This window comes from Bradyrhizobium sp. SK17 (assembly GCF_002831585.1).
Classification (GTDB): Bacteria; Pseudomonadota; Alphaproteobacteria; order Rhizobiales; family Xanthobacteraceae; genus Bradyrhizobium.
The window spans coordinates 1,833,755-1,850,577 of the sequence record NZ_CP025113.1; the positions used below are offsets into that span (position 1 = coordinate 1,833,755).

Below are 16,823 nucleotides of genomic sequence, written 5' to 3' on the forward strand. Positions count from 1 at the left end.
ATGAACGCGCAAGAGACTGGAAGGAAGGGGTGGATCATCGTCCTGATGATGTTCCTGTTCATGCTGATCAACTTCGCCGACAAGGCCGTGCTCGGCCTGTCCGCGGAGTCGATCATGAAGGAGCTCGGCCTCACCCATGCCGAATTCGGGCTGATCGGAACCAGCTTCTTCGCGTTCTTCTCCATCGGTGCGGTGCTGGTCGGCTTCGTGGTCAACCGCATCAGCACCAAATGGGTGCTGCTGGCGATGGGCCTGGTTTGGGCGATATGCCAGTTGCCGATGATGGTTTCCACGGGACTCGCGATGCTGTTTGCCAACCGCATCGTGCTCGGAGCCGGCGAGGGGCCGGCCTATCCTGTCGCCGTCCATGCAGTCTACAAATGGTTTCCCAGTGCGAAGCGCGCGCTTCCGACCAGCATCATTGCGCTCGGCGGGGCGGTCGGCGTCGGTGTCGTCGCGCCCGTGGTCAGCTACATCATCGTGCACTATTCGTGGCACATGGCGTTCGGCGCGCTCGGCCTGGCAGGTCTCGTCTGGTGCCTGGTCTGGCTCGTCGTCGGTGCCGAAGGTTCCTTGACCTCGAACGAAGCCTATGGCGGCGGCGATCATGCGCATGTCGGTTACGGCACGCTGCTGACGTGCCGCACCTTCGTTGGCCAGACCATCGTCGGCTTCAGCGCCTACTGGATGCTGACGCTCGGCATCGTGTGGCTGCCGGCCTATCTCGAAAGGGGCGCAGGATTCTCGCCATGGGCGGTGGGATGGATCGTCACGCTGCCGTCGCTGGTCCAGATCGTGTTTACCCCGACAATCAGCATGATCGCGGGACGGCTGCGGCAGCGCGGGTTCTCGGCCCGCTTGTCGTTCGGCGTCGTCGCGGTCATCTGCTGCGCCATCGCCGGCATCGCCACCGTGCTGCTGTCGCGCTCCTCGGATCCGGTGATGTCGATCGCCTGCACGGCGATTGCCTTCTCGGTCGGCTCGGCCATCTTCGTGCTGGCTCCCGTCGTCACCGCCGAGATCGTGCCGGGCCGGCAGCGCGGCGCCATGCTTGCCATCGGCACCGCGGTGACCACGCTCGCCGGTCCGACGGCACCGATCGTCATGGGCCGCATCATCGACGCCAGCGGAACCGCGGTCGACGGCTTTCGCGTCGGCTTTCTGATCGCAGGCATGATCGTCATCATCAGCGCGTTGATCGGCTTGATCCTGATCAATCCGGAAGCCGACATTCGCAGGTTCCGGAAGCTCGCCGAGGGCTCGGCGTCGCCGGCAGACCTGCAAGGCGACGGCCGCATGATGGGCCTGGCCGCGGGCGAAACGCGAAGCTAGGCATGATCCGGAAAAGTGCGAAGCGGTTTTCCGAAAAGATCATGCGCAAACAGGAAGCTAAAGCGAGATGAGATGACGATTCAACCTCATCTCATCTGCTTTAGCAGGGAAGGACGATTGCCACGGCTTTGACATGATTGCCGGGCACATGCTGCCCGATCGATTCCCACTGATCCCAGCGGATCGGCGAACCAGGAGGGCCCGCAAAATGACAGATCTTGCTCGCGTCGCCCTTCGAGGCGTCGCCGACTAGGCCTGTGCGCGCTTGATGGCGCGGCCTTCATGTCGGCGGCGAAACACGCCAATTCCGACCTGAAGGATCTCTCCCTTGATCAATCTCTATGGCTGGTCTGACCGCGACGGTCAGGCCTTCGCGCCCTATGAGGCGCAAGGCTACGTGCCGGGACGCGTCGTCGTCCAGCAGCGCGGCCTCTATACGCTCGTTACCGCCCACGGCGAACTGCGGGCGCAACTCGCCGGACGTCTGGTTCACGAAGTCCAGGAAGGTGGCCGCGACGGCGACCTTCCGGTCGTCGGCGACTGGGTTGCCGCCGCGGCTCGCCCGGAGGAGGGCTCGGCCACCATCCAGGCCCTGCTGCCGCGCCGAACCGCGTTCGTTCGCAAGGCCGCCGACACCGTGCAGACGGTGCAGGTGGTCGCGGCGAATATCGACATGGCCTTGCTCGTCGCCTCCATGAACGCCGACTTCAATGTCCGGCGGCTCGAACGTTATCTGGCAACCGCCTGGCAGAGCGGTGCGCGGCCGGTGATCGTCCTGACCAAGGCCGATCTGTGCGATCGCCCGGATGAAGTCGTGGCGGCGGCCGAGGCCGTGGCATTTGGCGCGCCGGTGCTCGCGGTGTCCGCCATGACCGGCGCCGGCATGGCCCAACTCGCGGCGCAGCTTCGGCCCGGCGAGACCTGCGTGCTGGTCGGCTCCTCCGGTGCCGGCAAATCGACGCTGGTCAATGCCTTTGCCGGCGCCGAGCTGATGGCAACCGCCGGGATCCGCGAGGACGACGCACGCGGCCGCCACACCACCACGCATCGCGAACTGGTACGGCTGCCTGGCGGCGCGCTGATCCTCGATACGCCCGGCATGCGCGAGCTCGGGCTGATCGATGCCGAGGAGGGGTTGGGCACAGCCTTCGACGACATCGAGGCGCTGGAGCGCGATTGCCGGTTCAGCGATTGCGGCCACGGCAACGAGCCTGGTTGCGCGGTGCGCGCGGCGTTGGAGTCGGGGCAACTCGACCCGGATCGCTGGCGTAGCTTCCAGAAGCTGCAACGCGAGCTGGCGCATCTGGACCGCAAGGATGATCGTGTTGCGCGCGCCGCCGAGAAACGCCGATGGATCGTCCGCAACAAGGCCTATCGCGCCAGCCTGAAGAACAAGAACAGGGATCCGTGACCGGGATCGTTCGGCGGCCCGAGCGGATATTCGCGCTCGCCGAATGATGCTATCGATCGTGCAACCCGTCATGGGGCCGCTGCGCAGCGGCGGCCCGATGACGACATATGGGGGAACGCACATTGCCCGGCATCTCTCGGCGGCCATTCCTGCAACTCGCGTTCGGCGCGGCGACGCTGCCATTTGCATCGCCGGGTGCAGATGCGGAAACCATCGCGCGTCCGGTCACGTTGATCGTGCCGTTCGCGGCCGGTGGGCCAACCGACGTGCTGGCGCGGATCCTCGCCGAGTATATGCGCGGCACGCTCGGTCACCCCGTCATTGTCGAGAATGTCACGGGCGCCTCGGGTACGGTCGCGGGGCTGCGCGCTTCGCGCGCGGCGCCGGATGGCTCCACGATCACCATCGGGCATTGGGGCACGCATTGCCTCAACGGCGCGATCTATCAGTTGCAATATGACGTACGCGAATTCGCGCCGGTTGCGCTGATCGCGAGCGGCCCGCAGCTCGTGATCGGCCGACCTGATCTGCCGGCGCAGAATCTGAAGGGGCTGATTGCCTGGCTCAAGGCCAATGGCGGCAAGGCGACGTCGGGCACCGCGGGTCCCGGTTCGGGTGCGCATGTCGCCGGCGTGTTCTTCCAGCAGCTCACGGGCACCGACTTCTCCTTCGTGCCGTATCGCGGCGCCGGCCCCGCGCTGAACGATCTGATGGCCGGGCATATCGACATCATGTTCGATCAGGCATCGAACTCGCTGCCTCAGGTGAAGAGCGGAACCGTGAAGGCGTTTGCAGTGACTCAATCCTCGCGTCTCGCATCGGCGCCGGAGATTCCGACGGTCGATGAAGCCGGACTGCCCGGTCTCTACATTGCCTATTGGCACGGCATCTGGGCCCCGAAGGGCACGCCCGCCGAGATCGTGTCGACACTGTCGAAGGCGGTGATGGCTGCGCTCGCCGAGCCTGTGGTCCGGCAACGTTTTGCCGAGCTCGGGCAGGAGATTCCGCCGCCGGACAAACAGGGCTCGGCTGCGCTGCGCGATCATCAGGCTGCCGAGGTCGAAAAATGGTGGCCGATCGTCAAGTCGGCCAACATCAAGGCGGAATAGGTTCCTGCATCACGCTCTCGCGATAGAAAATGGCAGAAACCCTGCCGTTTTCGGACTTTCGATGTAGGCCGAAGGTTAGCCGCTGCTGTCATCCCATCGTCACCGGCGTTCGAAAAAACGTTGCGACTGCTAACGAGAGCATTGAGCACGCGAGACCACTCGCGTTTCCACGGAGATCAGCATGAAATTCGTCAAGACGATCGTGGCTGCCGGCATGGTGGCCATGGCTACGCCCAGCTTCGCAGCCGACATCACCGGCGCCGGCTCGACCTTTATCTTCCCCGTCCTCTCGAAGTGGGCCGATGCCTACAAGAAGGACGCGGGCAGCAGCGTGAACTACCAGTCGATCGGTTCGGGTGCCGGCATCAAGCAGATCGAGGCCAACACCGTGACCTTCGGCGCGACCGATGCTCCGCTGAAGTCCGACCAGCTTCAGAAGGACGGCCTTGCGCAGTGGCCGATGATCATGGGTGCGATCGTTCCGGTGGTGAACCTCGACGGCGTGAAGGCCGGCGATCTCGTCCTCGATGGCCCGACGCTCGCCAACATCTTCCTCGGCAAGATCACCAAATGGGATGACGCGGCGATCAAGAAGCTCAACCCGAAGGCCAAGCTGCCGTCGGAGGCGATCTCGGTCGTGCACCGCGCCGACGGTTCGGGAACGACCTTCAACTTCACCGACTATCTGAGCAAGGTCAGCCCGGACTGGAAGAGCAAGGTCGGCTCCGGCACCGCGGTGGAATGGCCGGTCGGCGTCGGCGCCAAGGGCAACGAAGGCGTTGCCGGCAATATCGCGCAGGCCAAGAACTCGATCGGTTACGTCGAGTATGCCTACGCCAAGCAGAACAAGCTGACCTACACGGCCTTGATCAACAAGACCGGCAAGACCATCCAGCCGACCAACGAAGCCTTCCAGGCTGCGGCCTCGAACGCGGACTGGACCAACGCGCCCGGCTACTACCTGATCCTGACCGACCAGCCCGGCGACAAGTCCTGGCCGATCGTGGCTTCGACCTTCATCCTGTTGCACAAGGATGCGACCGACAAGGCGGCCTCGAAGGAAGCGCTCAAGTTCTTCAAGTATGCCTTCGAGAAGGGCGCCAAGAGCGCCGAGGAACTCGACTACATCCCGATGCCGGACAGCGTCGTGAAGCAGATCGAGAAGACCTGGGCTGCCGACGTGAAGAGCTAACTCTCTCTTCGCGAGATCGCGCGATGGCTGAAGCCGGCGTCAATTGACGCCGGCTTTTTCGTTTGGGGCTCAGCGGGCTCTGTCTCCGGTCGGGTGATGCCGGGAGGGGGTGCCGGTGCCGACCAGGAAAGTGATCTGCGTCTGGCCTAATATATTGATTAGAAGGGGATTCTCGAATAATTCCGGCCGCTTCGATCGCTTCTTGAATAGCTTGTTCTCGCGCCTATATGTGCAATTGAACATATAGAGCAAACGATGATCGATACCAGCAAAGCGGCACCCGCGCCGGTCTCCCGGCCCAGGGGCGCCGCAGCAAGGACATGCCGGATGGCCGCCAGGCGTTGCTGATCGCAGCGACGGAGGCCTTTGCGGCCCAAGGCTTCGACGGCGCCGACCTGCGCAGTGTCGCAGCGGCGGCTGGCGTGGCGCCGAATCTCATTCGCGTCCATTTCGGCAACAAGGCCGCGCTGTGGGAAGCCTGCCTCGACCGCATCGTCGTGCTTGCAATGCCGGTGATGGCCGAGGTGCAGGCGATCGCGGCCGACACGGAACGCTCGCTGGGTGACCGGCTGCGCGATCTCATCGTCCGCGTCGCCACGTTCTACGCCGCGCATCCGCAACTGAGGAATTTCGTGGTTCGCCATGGTGCGGAGACGCCCGAGCGGTCTACGCGGGTGACCGAGAAGCTGCTGCGTCCGGCCTACGAGAGTGCGCGTGAGCTGTTTCAGGCCGGCATCGCGGCGGGAATCATCCGCAGCAGCCATCCGGCGCTGTTCTTCGCGCTGCTCAACGCCGCACTCAACCAGCCGCCGACCTTTCCGATGCTGCTCGGCCGGTTCGCGCCCGAGATCGATCCCGAGACCGCGTGGGCGCAACTGCTCGACACCACGATCGCAACGCTGCTGCATTTGCCGTCGGCGCAAATCGAGGCCGAGCACGCCTCCCGTGATCGCAACAAGCCTGCGATCTGACGCCCGGCCTCGGCCGACACTTCAACCTGCCAGTGAGAGAGTGATCCATGAAACTTCGTCTAGCCATTGTCCTTGTTGGTGCAACCATGATGCCTGCGATGGCCCAGTCCGGCCCCAACGAGTCCATGCAGCGCCAAGCCTGCATGGGTGACGCGATGCGGTTGTGCAGCGCCTACATCCCGAACCGCGGCAGGATCCGGGATTGCATGGCCGCCCGGGTCGAGCAGCTCAGCCCATCATGCCGTGCGGTGTTCGATGCCTCCGTGCAGGCCGAGCGATCGCCATTGGGTCGGCGCTAAACAAATGTCAGCGCTCCCGCAGCGAAGCGCAGAAGCCCTCGATGAGCGGGACCAGCGCATCGGCCGATTCCAGCATCGACAAATGTCCGGTGCCCGGCAGGACATGCATGACGGCCTGCGGTACGCGTGAAATCATTTCTGCGCGCAGCAGCTCGGGGCTGTCGATGCGGTCGAGTTCACCCGCAATGACCATGGTCGGTACGCCGATGGCGCCGACCTGTTCCGTGATGTCTTCCAGGCTGGTGGCTCTCGGCCACGCAATCTTCGCCGGTGACGCACCGCGCAGGCTATCTGCGATCACCTGCTCGCGGTCCTCAGCGGTGAGCGGCTTGGCTGTCAGTACGTTATCGATGGTTGCCTCGACGGTGTCGCGGGTGGCGTAGGCGCCCGCCATCATCTCCCGCGCCTCTGCCGGTATCGACATCGGCTGCGGCGGGGACGGAGCGACGAGAATCAGGCCGGCCAGACCAGCCGGTTGGCGCGATGCCATGAGCTGTGCGACCTTGCCGCCCATGGAATGGCCGACGAGGATATAGCGCTTCAGGTCCAGCGCCTTGACCACGCCTTCGGCGTCGGCGGCGAGATCGGCCAGCGCGTAGCCGCTGGCCGGGGCGTCGGACTCGCCCCAGCCGCGATGATCGATCGCAATGGTGTGGAAGTCGGGAGCCAGTCCGGCGGTGACATGCTTCCAGGTCCGGGACGAGCCACCCCAATAATGCAGGAAGACGAGCGACAGATCGCCCTCGCCCTGTTCCTCGACATGGATAGCAAGGCCATTCGACGCGACTTTCATCGTGAGTCTCCCGTTTCGGAACCAACCGGGCGATCCGGTTGGAATGAAGCAGAGATACCTTCTCGACCTTTGATCGATAATTGCCGTCATTCTATCAGTATCTGATAATCACATTATCGAATTGGAGTGGATATGGACCGGCTGGTCAGCATGGCGGTGTTCGTCGCCGCGGTGGAGGAGGGCAGTCTCGTCGGCGCTGCCCGGCGATTCGGCCTGTCGCCTTCGATGGCGGGCAAGCATGTTGCCGCGATCGAGGAGCAACTGAATGTGCGTCTGCTTCAGCGCAGCACGCGGATGCTGAAGCCGACCGACGTGGGGCAGGTCTACTACACGCGGTGCAAGCACATCCTGGAAGAATACGAGGACGCGAACCGGGAAGCCGGCGACGCGCAGCAGACGGTGCGCGGCGTGCTGCGCGTTGCGGCGCCGGCCACTTTCGGGGCGATGCATCTCGGCAATGTGGTGGCGAGTTATCTGGCCGCACATCCCGGCGTCGCAGTCGAGACCACGCTGAGCGACCGCTATGTCGATCTGCTGGCGGATGGCATTGATGTGGCGATCCGAATTGGGCGGCTGGCTGATTCCGACCTCGTCGCTCGACGACTTGCTCCTTGCAGGATGGCGTTCTGCGCAGCCCCGTCGTTTCTGGCTCGGCACGGCGTGCCTCAGACCGTCGAACAACTCCGCCAGGCGCCACGCCTCGCGTTCAGCGAAGCGGTTTCAGCCGGCGATTGGACGCTCGTCGATCCAGAGGGCAGGACTCACGTCATCGATGGCCCGGTGCGGCTGGCGGCCAACAGCATGCAGATGCTGCTCGCCGCGGCATTGGCGGGCGCCGGCGTTGCGTATGGACCAAGCTTCGTGTTCGGGGAATCCATTGCGAGGGGAGATCTGGCTGTTCTGATGCCAGATCATCAGACGTCAGAGCTGGCAATTCATGCCGTGTACCCGACGAAGCGGCACGTGTCCCTGAAGCTCCGCCGATTTATCGAGCATCTGAACTCGAGCTTCGGCGACATGCCGCCCTGGGACCTCATGCTTGCGGCCGGCGCGCCGGAGACGGTGCGATAGACCGCATAGCGGTCGTCGCAAATCCGTGAAAACCCCTACCCTTGTTAACCAATGATTAACCATGCGGGCCGATTGTTAACCATTCGACAAGACAACCGAGTCAGGGGCGATGGACGCAACTCAACAGGCCGTACGTCAGCAGGTCCGCATGCGCGGCCGTTCCTATGTTGCGTTCGTTTTCTCGCCCGTGGTGCCGGTCGTGTCCTGGCTTGCCGAGATCGACGCAACGCTGGCGAAGTCGCCTGGCTTTTTCACCGGCAAGCCAGTCGTGCTCGACCTCTCGGCGGTCGATCTCAGCCAGTCCGCCATCGCGCACCTCGTCGGCAGCCTCGGTGAGCGCAACATCCGCATCCTCGGCATCGAGGGCGTCGACGAATCGAGGCTCGCCGCCAATATGCCGCCGCTTCTGACCGGCGGCCGCGCCTGCGCGATCACCCATGTCGAACCGAAGACGCCGCAGCCGCAGGAAAAAAACAAAGACAAGGACAAGACCAAGCTGCCGTCCTTGCTGCTGGAGACCCCGGTTCGTTCCGGCCAGTCGATCGTGTTCGCCGAGGGCGACGTCACCGTGCTGGGCTCGGTCGGCTCCGGCGCCGAGGTCGTCGCCGGCGGCTCGATCCATGTCTACGGCACGCTGCGCGGCCGTGCGATGGCCGGCATCAACGGCAACTCGGCGGCCCGGATCTTCTGCCAGAAGATCGAAGCCGAGCTGCTCGCCATCGACGGCTACTACCAGACCGCGGAACAAATCGCTGACAGCTTGCGCAACCGGCCCGCCCAGGCGTGGCTCGAGGGCGAAATGCTGCGCATCACTGCATTGAACTGACCGACGATAAGGAGAAAGAGAATGGCCAAGGTTTTGGTCGTGACGTCCGGAAAGGGCGGGGTCGGCAAGACGACCTCCACCGCTGCGCTCGGCGCGGCACTCGCGCAAATGGGCCAGAGCGTCGTCGTGATCGATTTCGATGTCGGTCTGCGCAATCTCGATCTGGTGATGGGCGCGGAGCGGCGCGTGGTGTTCGACCTCATCAACGTCGTGCAGGGGGTCGCAAAACTGCCGCAGGCACTGATCCGCGACAAGCGGCTGGAAAATCTCTGGCTGCTGCCGGCGTCGCAGACCCGCGACAAGGACGCGCTGACCGAAGAGGGCGTCAAGCGCGTGATCGGCGACCTCAAGACCAAGTTCGACTGGATCCTGTGCGACAGCCCGGCCGGCATCGAACGCGGCGCGACGCTGGCGATGCGCTACGCCGACGAGGCCATCATCGTCACCAACCCGGAAGTGTCGTCGGTGCGCGACTCCGACCGCATCATCGGCATGCTGGACTCCAAGACCGTCCGCGCCGAGCGCGGCGAGCGGGTCGAGAAGCATCTGCTGGTCACCCGCTATGACAGCGCCCGCGCCGCGCGCGGCGAGATGCTGTCGATCGACGATATCCTGGAAATCCTCGCCACACCGCTGCTCGGCATCGTGCCGGAAAGCCAGGACGTGTTGCGCGCCTCCAACGTCGGCTGCCCGGTGACGCTGAACGCCGCGGGCAGCGCGCCGGCGCGGGCCTATACCGATGCGGTGCGGCGCCTGATGGGCGAGGCGGTCGAGATGGTCGTGCCGGTCGAGCGCAAGGGGCTGATGGACCGGTTGCTGCGACGGAGGGCGGCATGATGAACGTGATGCGGCTGTTCGGCGGCCGCGCTGCATCGGCGCCCGTCGCACGGGAGCGGTTGCAGATCCTGCTGTCGCATGAGCGCGGCAGGACCGGTGCGCCCGACCTTCTGGAAACGCTCCGCTCGGAGATCCTGAGCGTGGTGTCGAAGCATATCGATGTCGATCCCGACAAGGTGGTGGTCCGGATGGACCGCGGCAAGTTCGTCTCGATGCTCGAGGTCGACATCGAGGTTCCCAACGGCGTGCAACGATCAAAGATGGTGGCGGCCACATGACGGCAGACAGCGACAGTCACATTGCATGGCAGCGCGCACAGCTGAAGAAGCTGCGCGCGGCGCTGAAGGAGATCGAGGCCGATCAGCTCGGCAAGGCCAATTGCGGCCGCGCGACGCAGATGACGATCGATCAGTTGCAGCGCAAGATCGGCGAGTCGGGCCGCTGCATCGCCGAGTATGAGCGCCGCACCCGCCGCCCGCTGGCGACGGATCTCGGCAGCCTCGCCAGCGTTAGCTGGACGAACTGGAACGCCAATCTTCCGATGGCCAAGGCGCCGCGCCATCGGGCATAAGCGGGCACAGCTTCGTCGTTGCGACCATTGGCTCGCAACGACGGCTGTCTTACAGCAAGAACGCCAGCGCGCTTTCGCACTGGTCCTCGACCTTGAGGGTGAGCAAATCGTCGGCACGGGTGCGGCCGAGATTGACGGCGGCGATCGGCAGGCCGCGCTGCTCCGCCATCCGGACGAAGCGAAACCCGGAATAGACCATCAGCGACGAGCCGACGACCAGCAGCGCGTCGGCCTGTTCGAGGTGTGCCTGCGCCGTCGCCACCGTATCGCGCGGTACATTCTCGCCGAAGAACACCACATCCGGCTTCAATACGCCGCCGCAGGCAGCGCAGGCCGGCACCACGAAGGATGAAAAATCCTGTTCGAGGTCGGCGTCGCCGTCCGGCGCATCGGCGGCATCGAGCGTAAGCCAGATAGGGTTCAGCAACGCCAGTTCCCCTTGAAATTGCTCGCGCGGCATCGTGGCGCCGCAGCCGAGGCAGCGAACGACGTCGAGCCGGCCGTGCAAGTCGATCACGCGCTGGCTGCCCGCGGCCTGGTGCAGCCGGTCGACGTTCTGGGTCAACAGCAGCTCGCAGCGCCCTTGCTGTTCCAGCCGTGCCAGCGCGCGATGCGCACCGTTCGGCGCTGCGCGCCCGAACCGCCGCCAGCCGACCATGCTGCGCGCCCAATAGCGCTGCCGCGTTGCCGCCTCGCCCAAAAACGCCTGGATGGTGACCGGCCGGGTCCGCTTCCAGTTGCCGTCGCTGTCGCGATAGTCGGGAATGCCGGAATTGGTGCTGCAGCCGGCCCCGGTCAGGACAAACAGGCGCTGGTGGCCGGCGATGAAATTCTCGAGGGCATTGTCTGGCATGGCGCACATCTAGTGCGTCGGGTTCCTCCGCGCCAGATCGCCAGATCGTGAGCGCGGCTGGTCAAACGCCGGCCAGGCATTCATGCTGGGTTAAGCGACCGCCCGGCAATTTGCATCGGCGATCGGGTCCGCGGGCATCGTCTCGACGGCCCGGATGCAGCCTTGCAGGTTGGAAGGAAGCTCATGTCCCGCAATCCGCTGCGGCGCTGGCTCTGCCAGGGACTCATGCTCTGCCTCGCATTCTCGTCATCCGCCGCCGTCGGCCCACAGGCATGGGCGCAAACGCCATCGCGCAGCGTGCCGCCGCAAATCTGGTTTCACATGGGCGGCTACCAGGATCCGGAAGCGCACCGCAGCTGGGACACGCTGTTCTTTGCGGAGAAGGCGCCCTGGCCGGAGTTCATGAACCACGTGCAGGTGGTCGAACTGCTGACGCAGCACCTGTTGCTGCTCTCCGACGCCGAACTGGCCAAGGTCGCGGCGCGGCTGAAGGAGCACCACATCGCGCTCGCGGTCGCGATGCTCTCGCAGGCTTACGACAATGACAAATCGCCGTCGTGCGGGCAGGGCGTCGAGGGCTATTTCGCCTCCTATCAAACCGCCAATCTGGCGGCCAAGCTGAAGCGCGCCGGCGCCACGTTGCAATACATATCGATGGATGAGCCGCTCTGGTTCGGCCATTACTACAATGGCCCGCATGCATGTCACTCGTCGATTGCCGACGTCGCGCAGCGCGTCGCAGCGAATGTCCGCGCTTATCAGAGCGTATTTCCCAATCTGATCGTCGGCGAGTCGGTGCCGATTCCATCGCTGACCAATGAGCCGCACTGGCAGGACGACTATCGCGCCTGGCGTAGTGCCTTCAAGGCGGCGACCGGCCGGCCGATCGCGTTCGCGGCGATCGACATCGATTGGTACCGGCCGAACTGGACACAAAGCCTGAGCGCGATCGCGGGCTTCGTGCGCAACGAGCACATGCAGCTCGGCATCATCTACAACAGCGCCGCGACCAGCAGCGCGGAGACCAATGAGCAATGGCTCAACAGCGCGGTCGACAAGTTCACTGCGATCGAGACGCGCCAGCACGTCGTGCCCGACCAGGCGATCTTCGCATCATGGGTCAAGTTTCCGCCACGCAGCCTCACCGACGAGACCGGGCTTGGCGAGGACTATCTCGTGAAGCGCTATTTGCAACTGCACGCAGCGGCGAAGTAACGGGCACAGGAATGAAGCTGACGCGACATCTGCTGATCCTGCTGGCAGTCTTGCTGGGTCTGTCGACCGCTGCATCCGCCGCAACCTGCCCGGCGGCGCCCGCAGCCCCCGTGGCAACGACAACGCCGGCCGCACGCCCTGACGCCTGGGTGCCGCAGCAGGAGGAGCTGCGGCGACGGCTTGCCGCGCAAAGCTTCGATGCCATCACATTCGGCGATTCGATCATGCAGGGCTGGAGCGAGGCCCGGCTGCAACAGGCGATGGGCATGTCGGTGCTGAACGCCGGCTTCGGCCAGGACGGCACCGAGCACCTGTTGTGGTGGCTCAAGACCTATGACTGGCAGAAGCAGTCGCCGCACGACGTGCTGCTTCTGATTGGCACCAACGACATCGGCTATCCGACCTGCGATATCGCCTGGGGTATCCTGACTGCGGTCAAGACCGTGCACGCTACATTCCCGAAGGCGCATGTCATGGTGGTCAGCATCCTGCCCCGGGGCACCAATCTGATGGGCGCGGATGACAAGATCCGCGCGGTGAACGCCACGTTGCACCAGGCGTCGGCCTCCGCCAGGTTCGCCTTTCTCGACGTGCACGATGCCTTCGAATGCGGGCACAAGACGCCGTGTCCGCTGTTTCAGCCCGACCTCAATCTGCATCTGACCAGCGCCGGCTATGACCTGCTCACCGAGCTGCTGCGGAAGTCGGTGGCCGCCGAGCCGCATAGAAACTAGCGCGTGATTTTCCTGCGCCTTCTGCGCCAGCGTGCGTTCCGCGAACGATCCGCCAGGATCGTGCGCTGCTGAAGCTTCGGCAACTGACCGGGCCTGCTGACTTTACCGTGCCGGCAGAACGAAGACCTGGCCGGGATAGATCAAATTCGGATTGCGGATCTGCTGCGAGTTGGCGCGATAGATCACCGCGTAGCGCTGCCCGGCGCCCAATGCGCGCTGGCTGATGCGCCACAGGCTGTCGCCGCGGGTCACCGTGGTCGTGGTGATGTTCGGCACGATCACCGCGGACGGCGAGCTCACATCAGGCGCGGTGGTTGCTGCCGCCGCAAGCTGCGGCGAGCCTGCACCGGTGGACGACGCTGCCGGCGCCGGGATCGATGCCGTCGTCGTGTCCGGAACGTTGAACGGCACCTCGGCGCGTGCACGCACCTTGCCGGAACTCGGGTCGACGTCGTCAAGCCGGATCCGATAGTCGCCGGGCGTCACGCCCTTGTTGATCGTGACCGAGAGGCGTCCGGCCTGGTCGGCCGTGCCTGACGTGATCAAGCTGCCGTTGAGATAGAGCCTGACGGTCGCGCCGGGAGCTGCCTGAGCACTCACATGAAGCTTGCCCCCGGTTCGGTCTCGACTGTCTCGACAGCCATCTTCCCCGCAGCCGATGCCGTGGCCGCGGGTTGCGACAGCACCCGGACCGGCGTGTCCGGCGTCATCAGTGCCACCACCGGGCGCTCCCTGGCTGCGGCCTCGAGCGCCACCGCCACGCTCTGCTTCGAGGTCACCTGCTTGCCGTCGCGCGTGATGCGCAGGGTCAGGTCATGGTTTCCCGGCGGAAGCGGGCGCGGGACGATGACGAACTGGCCCGATTTGTCCGCCACGGCGCGATCGTACACCTCGCCATTGCGCAGCAATTCCACCGTCGCGTCGGGCAGCGCCCGGCCGGCGACGACAGTCTCGCCGGTCGGCTCGACGTTGACGATGTCGAACTCCGGCAACGCGTTGCCGTCAGGTGCTGGCGTCGGCCCTGCCAGCGCGTCGGTCAAGGCCGCGGTCTCGGTCTGCACCTTCGCCAACGCAGCCTGGTGCTGGTCTCGTGCGGAAGCCTCCGGCGCGGACGGCGCCGCCGCCATCAAGGGCGTGCTCGCGCCCGGACTTTGCTGGCTCTGACGGACGCCGAAGACGAACATCGCAGTGCCGCCGGCCGCAAGTGCCAGCAACGCTATGACCAGTTTCATCGCCGTGGCGTTCATGATCGTCATCCGCGGATGAACCCCCGCGTGATCCAGCACCCCGTGGAAGTTCCTGGAGAGACTGCGCTCGTTTGCACCACCCATCAAGTCGGATGAAAGGATTACTCTTCTCGGGGAGCCAGGCTTGCTCTGAAGCTCACCGCCGCTCCGCGCCAAGGCATGCCGACGTCGGCGCTCGGCGTGACGCGTGAGACCGCAGTCGATGACGCGCGGCGCCATGGGCAGCTTCTGATGCAGGCTCAAAACTCCAGCGCCGCATTGTCCACCACCTCCTTCATCACGAAGAAGGTTCGGGTCTGCCGCACGCCGGGCAGCGCGATCAGCTGGTCGCCATGGATCCGGTTGAAATCCTCCATGTCGCCGACGCGGATCTTCAGGAAGTAGTCGAAGTCGCCGGCGACGAGGTGACAGTCGAGCACGAAGCTCAGCTTGGCCACCGCCTGTTCGAAGCTCGCAAAGCTTTCCGGGGTCGAGCGGTCGAGCACGACGCCGACCATGACCAGCGTGCCCTTGCCGAGCTTGCGCGGTGCCACCATGGCACGGACGCCGCTGACATACCCGTCGTCGAACAGCGCCTGGGTCCGGCGATGGCAGGTGGCGGGGCTGACGCCGACCTGATCGGCCAGCTCGGCATTGCTGAGCCGGCCGTCCTTTTGCAGCAATCTCAGTATCTTAAGATCGGTACGATCGAGCCGGGCAGGCATGGAAGAATCTTTCATTAATAATCAAACTAGTGAGAGAAAATATATCATTAGACTAGAGATCAGCAATATTCAGTAGCTCAGGAAGCCAAGTTAGAGAGCACCTTTCGCGCCGGTGATGATAGGTCTTGCCGCTGTTCCAGACCATCAAAGAGGATGCCAGCATGCTGGAAAAATTCGCGCGCTATCCGCTCACCTTCGGGCCGACTCCGATCGAGAAGCTCGATCGGCTATCCAAGCATCTCGGCGGCAAGGTCGAGCTCTATGCCAAGCGCGAGGATTGCAATTCCGGGCTCGCCTTCGGCGGCAACAAGCTGCGCAAGCTCGAATACATCATCCCCGACGCGATCGCCTCCAACGCCGACACGCTGGTCTCGATCGGTGGCGTGCAGTCGAACCACACCCGCATGGTTGCCGCGGTCGCGGCCAAGATCGGCATGAAGTGCCGGCTGGTGCAGGAAAGCTGGGTGCCGCATGAGGACGCGGTCTATGACCGCGTCGGCAACATCCTGCTCTCGCGCGTGATGGGCGCGGATGTGCGCCTGGTCGATGAAGGCTTTGACATCGGCATCCGCAAGAGCTGGGAGCAGGCGATCGAGGAAGTGAAGGCGGCCGGCGGCAAGCCTTACGCGATTCCGGCAGGCGCTTCCGTGCACAAATATGGCGGGCTCGGCTATGTCGGCTTCGCCGAGGAGGTGCGCGCGCAGGAGCGCCAGCTCGGCGTCAAGTTCGACTACATCATCGTCTGCACGGTGACCGGCTCGACCCATGCCGGCATGCTGGTCGGCTTCGCCGCCGACGGCCGCGCCCGCAACGTGATCGGCATCGACGGCTCGTTCACACCCGCCCAGACCAAGGCGCAGGTGCTGTCGATCGCGCAGAACACGGCCGGGCTGGTCGAGCTCGGCCGCGACATCGTCGCGGATGATGTCGTGCTGATCGAGGACTATGCCTATCCCGCTTATGGTGTGCCCTCGGAAGAGACCAAGGAGGCGATCCGCCTCAGCGCGCGGCTGGAAGGCATGATCACCGACCCGGTCTACGAGGGAAAGTCGATGCAGGGCATGATCGACCTGGTGCAGAAGGGGTTCTTCCCGGCCGGGTCGAAGGTGCTCTATGCCCATCTCGGCGGCGCGCCGGCGCTCAACGGTTACGCCTACGCGTTCCGCAACGGCTGACGCCTTGCTCCATCCGGGCTACGGGCTCTTACGGGCTGCCGCGTAAGGTCCGCGTCAGCTTGGCTCGCTACTTTCGTCGAACCGGGCGAGTCGGGAGACCATCGTGTGAAGATGAATGCGGCCGGCCGGGCCCTTGCCGCGCTCGGCATTGGCATCGTCGCTGTCGGGCATTGGTTCTGGGTTTCCGGGACCCATGGCATCGTGCCGCGCGTGCGCCTGCTGGCGATGGACAGCGCGGTCGAACTCTATGCCGGCATCTTCCTGATCGGCGTCGGCGTCCATGCTCTCGCAACCTGGTACTGGTTCAGCGATCCAAATCCGCCGACCCCGTCCTCCGTCCGGGAACAGTAGCCCTTCGGGGCCTGGCCGAATGTGTCTGGATTGACATCTTGGGAACATAATGGGAACATGCGCTCTGTAACCAGAGGGTGTGGCGATAGCCTCATCCGCAGGGGCATTGCCGGCCGCAAGTGCTGAAGATCG

19 protein-coding genes are annotated in these 16,823 nt (G+C 64.5%); 14 read left to right on the forward strand and 5 right to left on the reverse strand.

Annotated features, from left to right (window positions below; all coding sequences use genetic code 11):
* From CWS35_RS08625 to CWS35_RS08645, 5 genes are all read left to right on the forward strand, one after another.
* Positions 1-1,332, forward strand: coding sequence for an MFS transporter (locus CWS35_RS08625; RefSeq protein ID WP_024578678.1), 1,332 nt, complete (start codon positions 1-3; stop codon positions 1,330-1,332).
* Between the two features lie 328 nt (positions 1,333-1,660).
* Complete coding sequence (rsgA, locus tag CWS35_RS08630) at positions 1,661-2,743, forward strand: ribosome small subunit-dependent GTPase A (RefSeq protein ID WP_100951642.1); 1,083 nt, start codon at positions 1,661-1,663, stop codon at positions 2,741-2,743.
* A gap of 176 nt (positions 2,744-2,919) precedes the next feature.
* On the forward strand, positions 2,920-3,852 hold the full coding sequence (locus tag CWS35_RS08635) for a tripartite tricarboxylate transporter substrate-binding protein (protein WP_245439029.1): 933 nt from the start codon (positions 2,920-2,922) through the stop codon (positions 3,850-3,852).
* 181 nt (positions 3,853-4,033) lie between these two features.
* Positions 4,034-5,044, forward strand: coding sequence for a phosphate ABC transporter substrate-binding protein PstS (gene pstS / locus CWS35_RS08640; protein ID WP_100951644.1), 1,011 nt, complete (start codon positions 4,034-4,036; stop codon positions 5,042-5,044).
* Between the two features lie 320 nt (positions 5,045-5,364).
* Positions 5,365-6,015 (forward strand): TetR/AcrR family transcriptional regulator, encoded by a 651-nt coding sequence (locus tag CWS35_RS08645; RefSeq protein ID WP_100951645.1) that lies wholly within the window; start codon positions 5,365-5,367, stop codon positions 6,013-6,015.
* Between the two features lie 306 nt (positions 6,016-6,321).
* Here CWS35_RS08645 and CWS35_RS08655 read toward each other — a convergent pair whose 3' ends face one another.
* Entirely contained in the window at positions 6,322-7,107 is a 786-nt protein-coding gene (locus CWS35_RS08655) for an alpha/beta fold hydrolase (RefSeq protein WP_100951647.1), read from the reverse strand.
* Between the two features lie 132 nt (positions 7,108-7,239).
* Here CWS35_RS08655 and CWS35_RS08660 point away from each other — a divergent pair, with 132 nt between their 5' ends.
* The 5 genes from CWS35_RS08660 to CWS35_RS08680 all read left to right on the forward strand — a co-directional run bounded on the left by CWS35_RS08660 (position 7,240) and on the right by CWS35_RS08680 (position 10,412).
* Positions 7,240-8,178 (forward strand): LysR family transcriptional regulator, encoded by a 939-nt coding sequence (locus CWS35_RS08660; protein WP_100951648.1) that lies wholly within the window; start codon positions 7,240-7,242, stop codon positions 8,176-8,178.
* A 109-nt stretch (positions 8,179-8,287) separates the two neighbouring features.
* The gene (gene minC, locus CWS35_RS08665; protein WP_024578686.1) at positions 8,288-9,004 is read left to right on the forward strand and encodes a septum site-determining protein MinC; all 717 of its coding nucleotides are present in this window, start codon (positions 8,288-8,290) and stop codon (positions 9,002-9,004) included.
* 21 nt (positions 9,005-9,025) lie between these two features.
* Positions 9,026-9,841 (forward strand): septum site-determining protein MinD, encoded by an 816-nt coding sequence (gene minD / locus CWS35_RS08670; protein WP_024578687.1) that lies wholly within the window; start codon positions 9,026-9,028, stop codon positions 9,839-9,841.
* Positions 9,841-10,119, forward strand: coding sequence for a cell division topological specificity factor MinE (minE, locus tag CWS35_RS08675; protein WP_026192121.1), 279 nt, complete (start codon positions 9,841-9,843; stop codon positions 10,117-10,119). The genes minD and minE overlap by 1 nt, the downstream gene beginning before the upstream one ends.
* Positions 10,116-10,412, forward strand: a complete 297-nt coding sequence (locus tag CWS35_RS08680; RefSeq protein WP_024578689.1) for a hypothetical protein — start codon at positions 10,116-10,118, stop codon at positions 10,410-10,412. The genes minE and CWS35_RS08680 overlap by 4 nt, the downstream gene beginning before the upstream one ends.
* A gap of 49 nt (positions 10,413-10,461) precedes the next feature.
* On the opposite strand, the gene CWS35_RS08685 is transcribed toward CWS35_RS08680, so the two are convergent.
* A complete protein-coding gene (locus tag CWS35_RS08685) occupies positions 10,462-11,265 on the reverse strand; it encodes an NAD-dependent protein deacetylase (RefSeq protein WP_100956152.1) in 804 nt (267 codons plus the stop codon).
* Between the two features lie 183 nt (positions 11,266-11,448).
* Between CWS35_RS08685 and CWS35_RS38880 the strand changes: the two genes are divergently transcribed.
* Entirely contained in the window at positions 11,449-12,480 is a 1,032-nt protein-coding gene (locus CWS35_RS38880; protein ID WP_024578691.1) for a hypothetical protein, read from the forward strand.
* Between the two features lie 11 nt (positions 12,481-12,491).
* The gene (locus tag CWS35_RS08695; RefSeq protein WP_157817098.1) at positions 12,492-13,214 is read left to right on the forward strand and encodes a GDSL-type esterase/lipase family protein; all 723 of its coding nucleotides are present in this window, start codon (positions 12,492-12,494) and stop codon (positions 13,212-13,214) included.
* A gap of 102 nt (positions 13,215-13,316) precedes the next feature.
* Here the strand turns inward: CWS35_RS08695 and CWS35_RS40035 are convergent, their stop codons facing one another.
* The 3 genes from CWS35_RS40035 to CWS35_RS08705 are packed head-to-tail and all read right to left on the reverse strand — an operon-like array spanning position 13,317 to position 15,165.
* A complete protein-coding gene (locus tag CWS35_RS40035) occupies positions 13,317-13,814 on the reverse strand; it encodes a LysM peptidoglycan-binding domain-containing protein (protein ID WP_245438916.1) in 498 nt (165 codons plus the stop codon).
* Positions 13,811-14,680: a hypothetical protein gene (locus CWS35_RS40040; RefSeq protein ID WP_245438918.1), complete on the reverse strand. Its 870-nt coding sequence runs from the start codon at positions 14,678-14,680 to the stop codon at positions 13,811-13,813. Before CWS35_RS40040 ends, CWS35_RS40035 begins: the two co-directional genes overlap by 4 nt.
* Before the next feature lie 20 nt (positions 14,681-14,700).
* Positions 14,701-15,165 carry an Lrp/AsnC family transcriptional regulator gene (locus tag CWS35_RS08705; protein ID WP_100951650.1) on the reverse strand — a complete coding sequence of 155 codons (465 nt, stop codon included), beginning with the start codon at positions 15,163-15,165 and terminating at the stop codon, positions 14,701-14,703.
* A gap of 161 nt (positions 15,166-15,326) precedes the next feature.
* Here CWS35_RS08705 and CWS35_RS08710 point away from each other — a divergent pair, with 161 nt between their 5' ends.
* Positions 15,327-16,340 (forward strand): 1-aminocyclopropane-1-carboxylate deaminase, encoded by a 1,014-nt coding sequence (locus tag CWS35_RS08710; protein WP_100956154.1) that lies wholly within the window; start codon positions 15,327-15,329, stop codon positions 16,338-16,340.
* Between the two features lie 111 nt (positions 16,341-16,451).
* Positions 16,452-16,691 (forward strand): hypothetical protein, encoded by a 240-nt coding sequence (locus CWS35_RS08715; RefSeq protein WP_024578696.1) that lies wholly within the window; start codon positions 16,452-16,454, stop codon positions 16,689-16,691.
* The last annotated feature ends 132 nt before the right edge of the window (positions 16,692-16,823 follow it).

Bases quoted from the DNA above. Each gene is read 5' to 3' on its own strand.
- CWS35_RS08680 (WP_024578689.1), top strand. From the start codon at position 10,116: ATGACGGCAGACAGCGACAGTCACATTGCATGGCAGCGCGCACAGCTG.
- CWS35_RS08715 (WP_024578696.1), top strand. From the start codon at position 16,452: ATGAATGCGGCCGGCCGGGCCCTTGCCGCGCTCGGCATTGGCATCGTC.
- CWS35_RS08660 (WP_100951648.1), top strand. From the start codon at position 7,240: ATGGACCGGCTGGTCAGCATGGCGGTGTTCGTCGCCGCGGTGGAGGAG.
- CWS35_RS40040 (WP_245438918.1), bottom strand. From the start codon at position 14,680: ATGGCGCCGCGCGTCATCGACTGCGGTCTCACGCGTCACGCCGAGCGC.
- CWS35_RS08710 (WP_100956154.1), top strand. From the start codon at position 15,327: ATGCTGGAAAAATTCGCGCGCTATCCGCTCACCTTCGGGCCGACTCCG.
- CWS35_RS08645 (WP_100951645.1), top strand. From the start codon at position 5,365: ATGCCGGATGGCCGCCAGGCGTTGCTGATCGCAGCGACGGAGGCCTTT.
- CWS35_RS38880 (WP_024578691.1), top strand. From the start codon at position 11,449: ATGTCCCGCAATCCGCTGCGGCGCTGGCTCTGCCAGGGACTCATGCTC.
- CWS35_RS08695 (WP_157817098.1), top strand. From the start codon at position 12,492: ATGAAGCTGACGCGACATCTGCTGATCCTGCTGGCAGTCTTGCTGGGT.
- pstS (WP_100951644.1), top strand. From the start codon at position 4,034: ATGAAATTCGTCAAGACGATCGTGGCTGCCGGCATGGTGGCCATGGCT.
- CWS35_RS08625 (WP_024578678.1), top strand. From the start codon at position 1: ATGAACGCGCAAGAGACTGGAAGGAAGGGGTGGATCATCGTCCTGATG.
- CWS35_RS08655 (WP_100951647.1), bottom strand. From the start codon at position 7,107: ATGAAAGTCGCGTCGAATGGCCTTGCTATCCATGTCGAGGAACAGGGC.
- minC (WP_024578686.1), top strand. From the start codon at position 8,288: ATGGACGCAACTCAACAGGCCGTACGTCAGCAGGTCCGCATGCGCGGC.
- minE (WP_026192121.1), top strand. From the start codon at position 9,841: ATGAACGTGATGCGGCTGTTCGGCGGCCGCGCTGCATCGGCGCCCGTC.
- minD (WP_024578687.1), top strand. From the start codon at position 9,026: ATGGCCAAGGTTTTGGTCGTGACGTCCGGAAAGGGCGGGGTCGGCAAG.
- CWS35_RS08685 (WP_100956152.1), bottom strand. From the start codon at position 11,265: ATGCCAGACAATGCCCTCGAGAATTTCATCGCCGGCCACCAGCGCCTG.
- CWS35_RS08705 (WP_100951650.1), bottom strand. From the start codon at position 15,165: ATGCCTGCCCGGCTCGATCGTACCGATCTTAAGATACTGAGATTGCTG.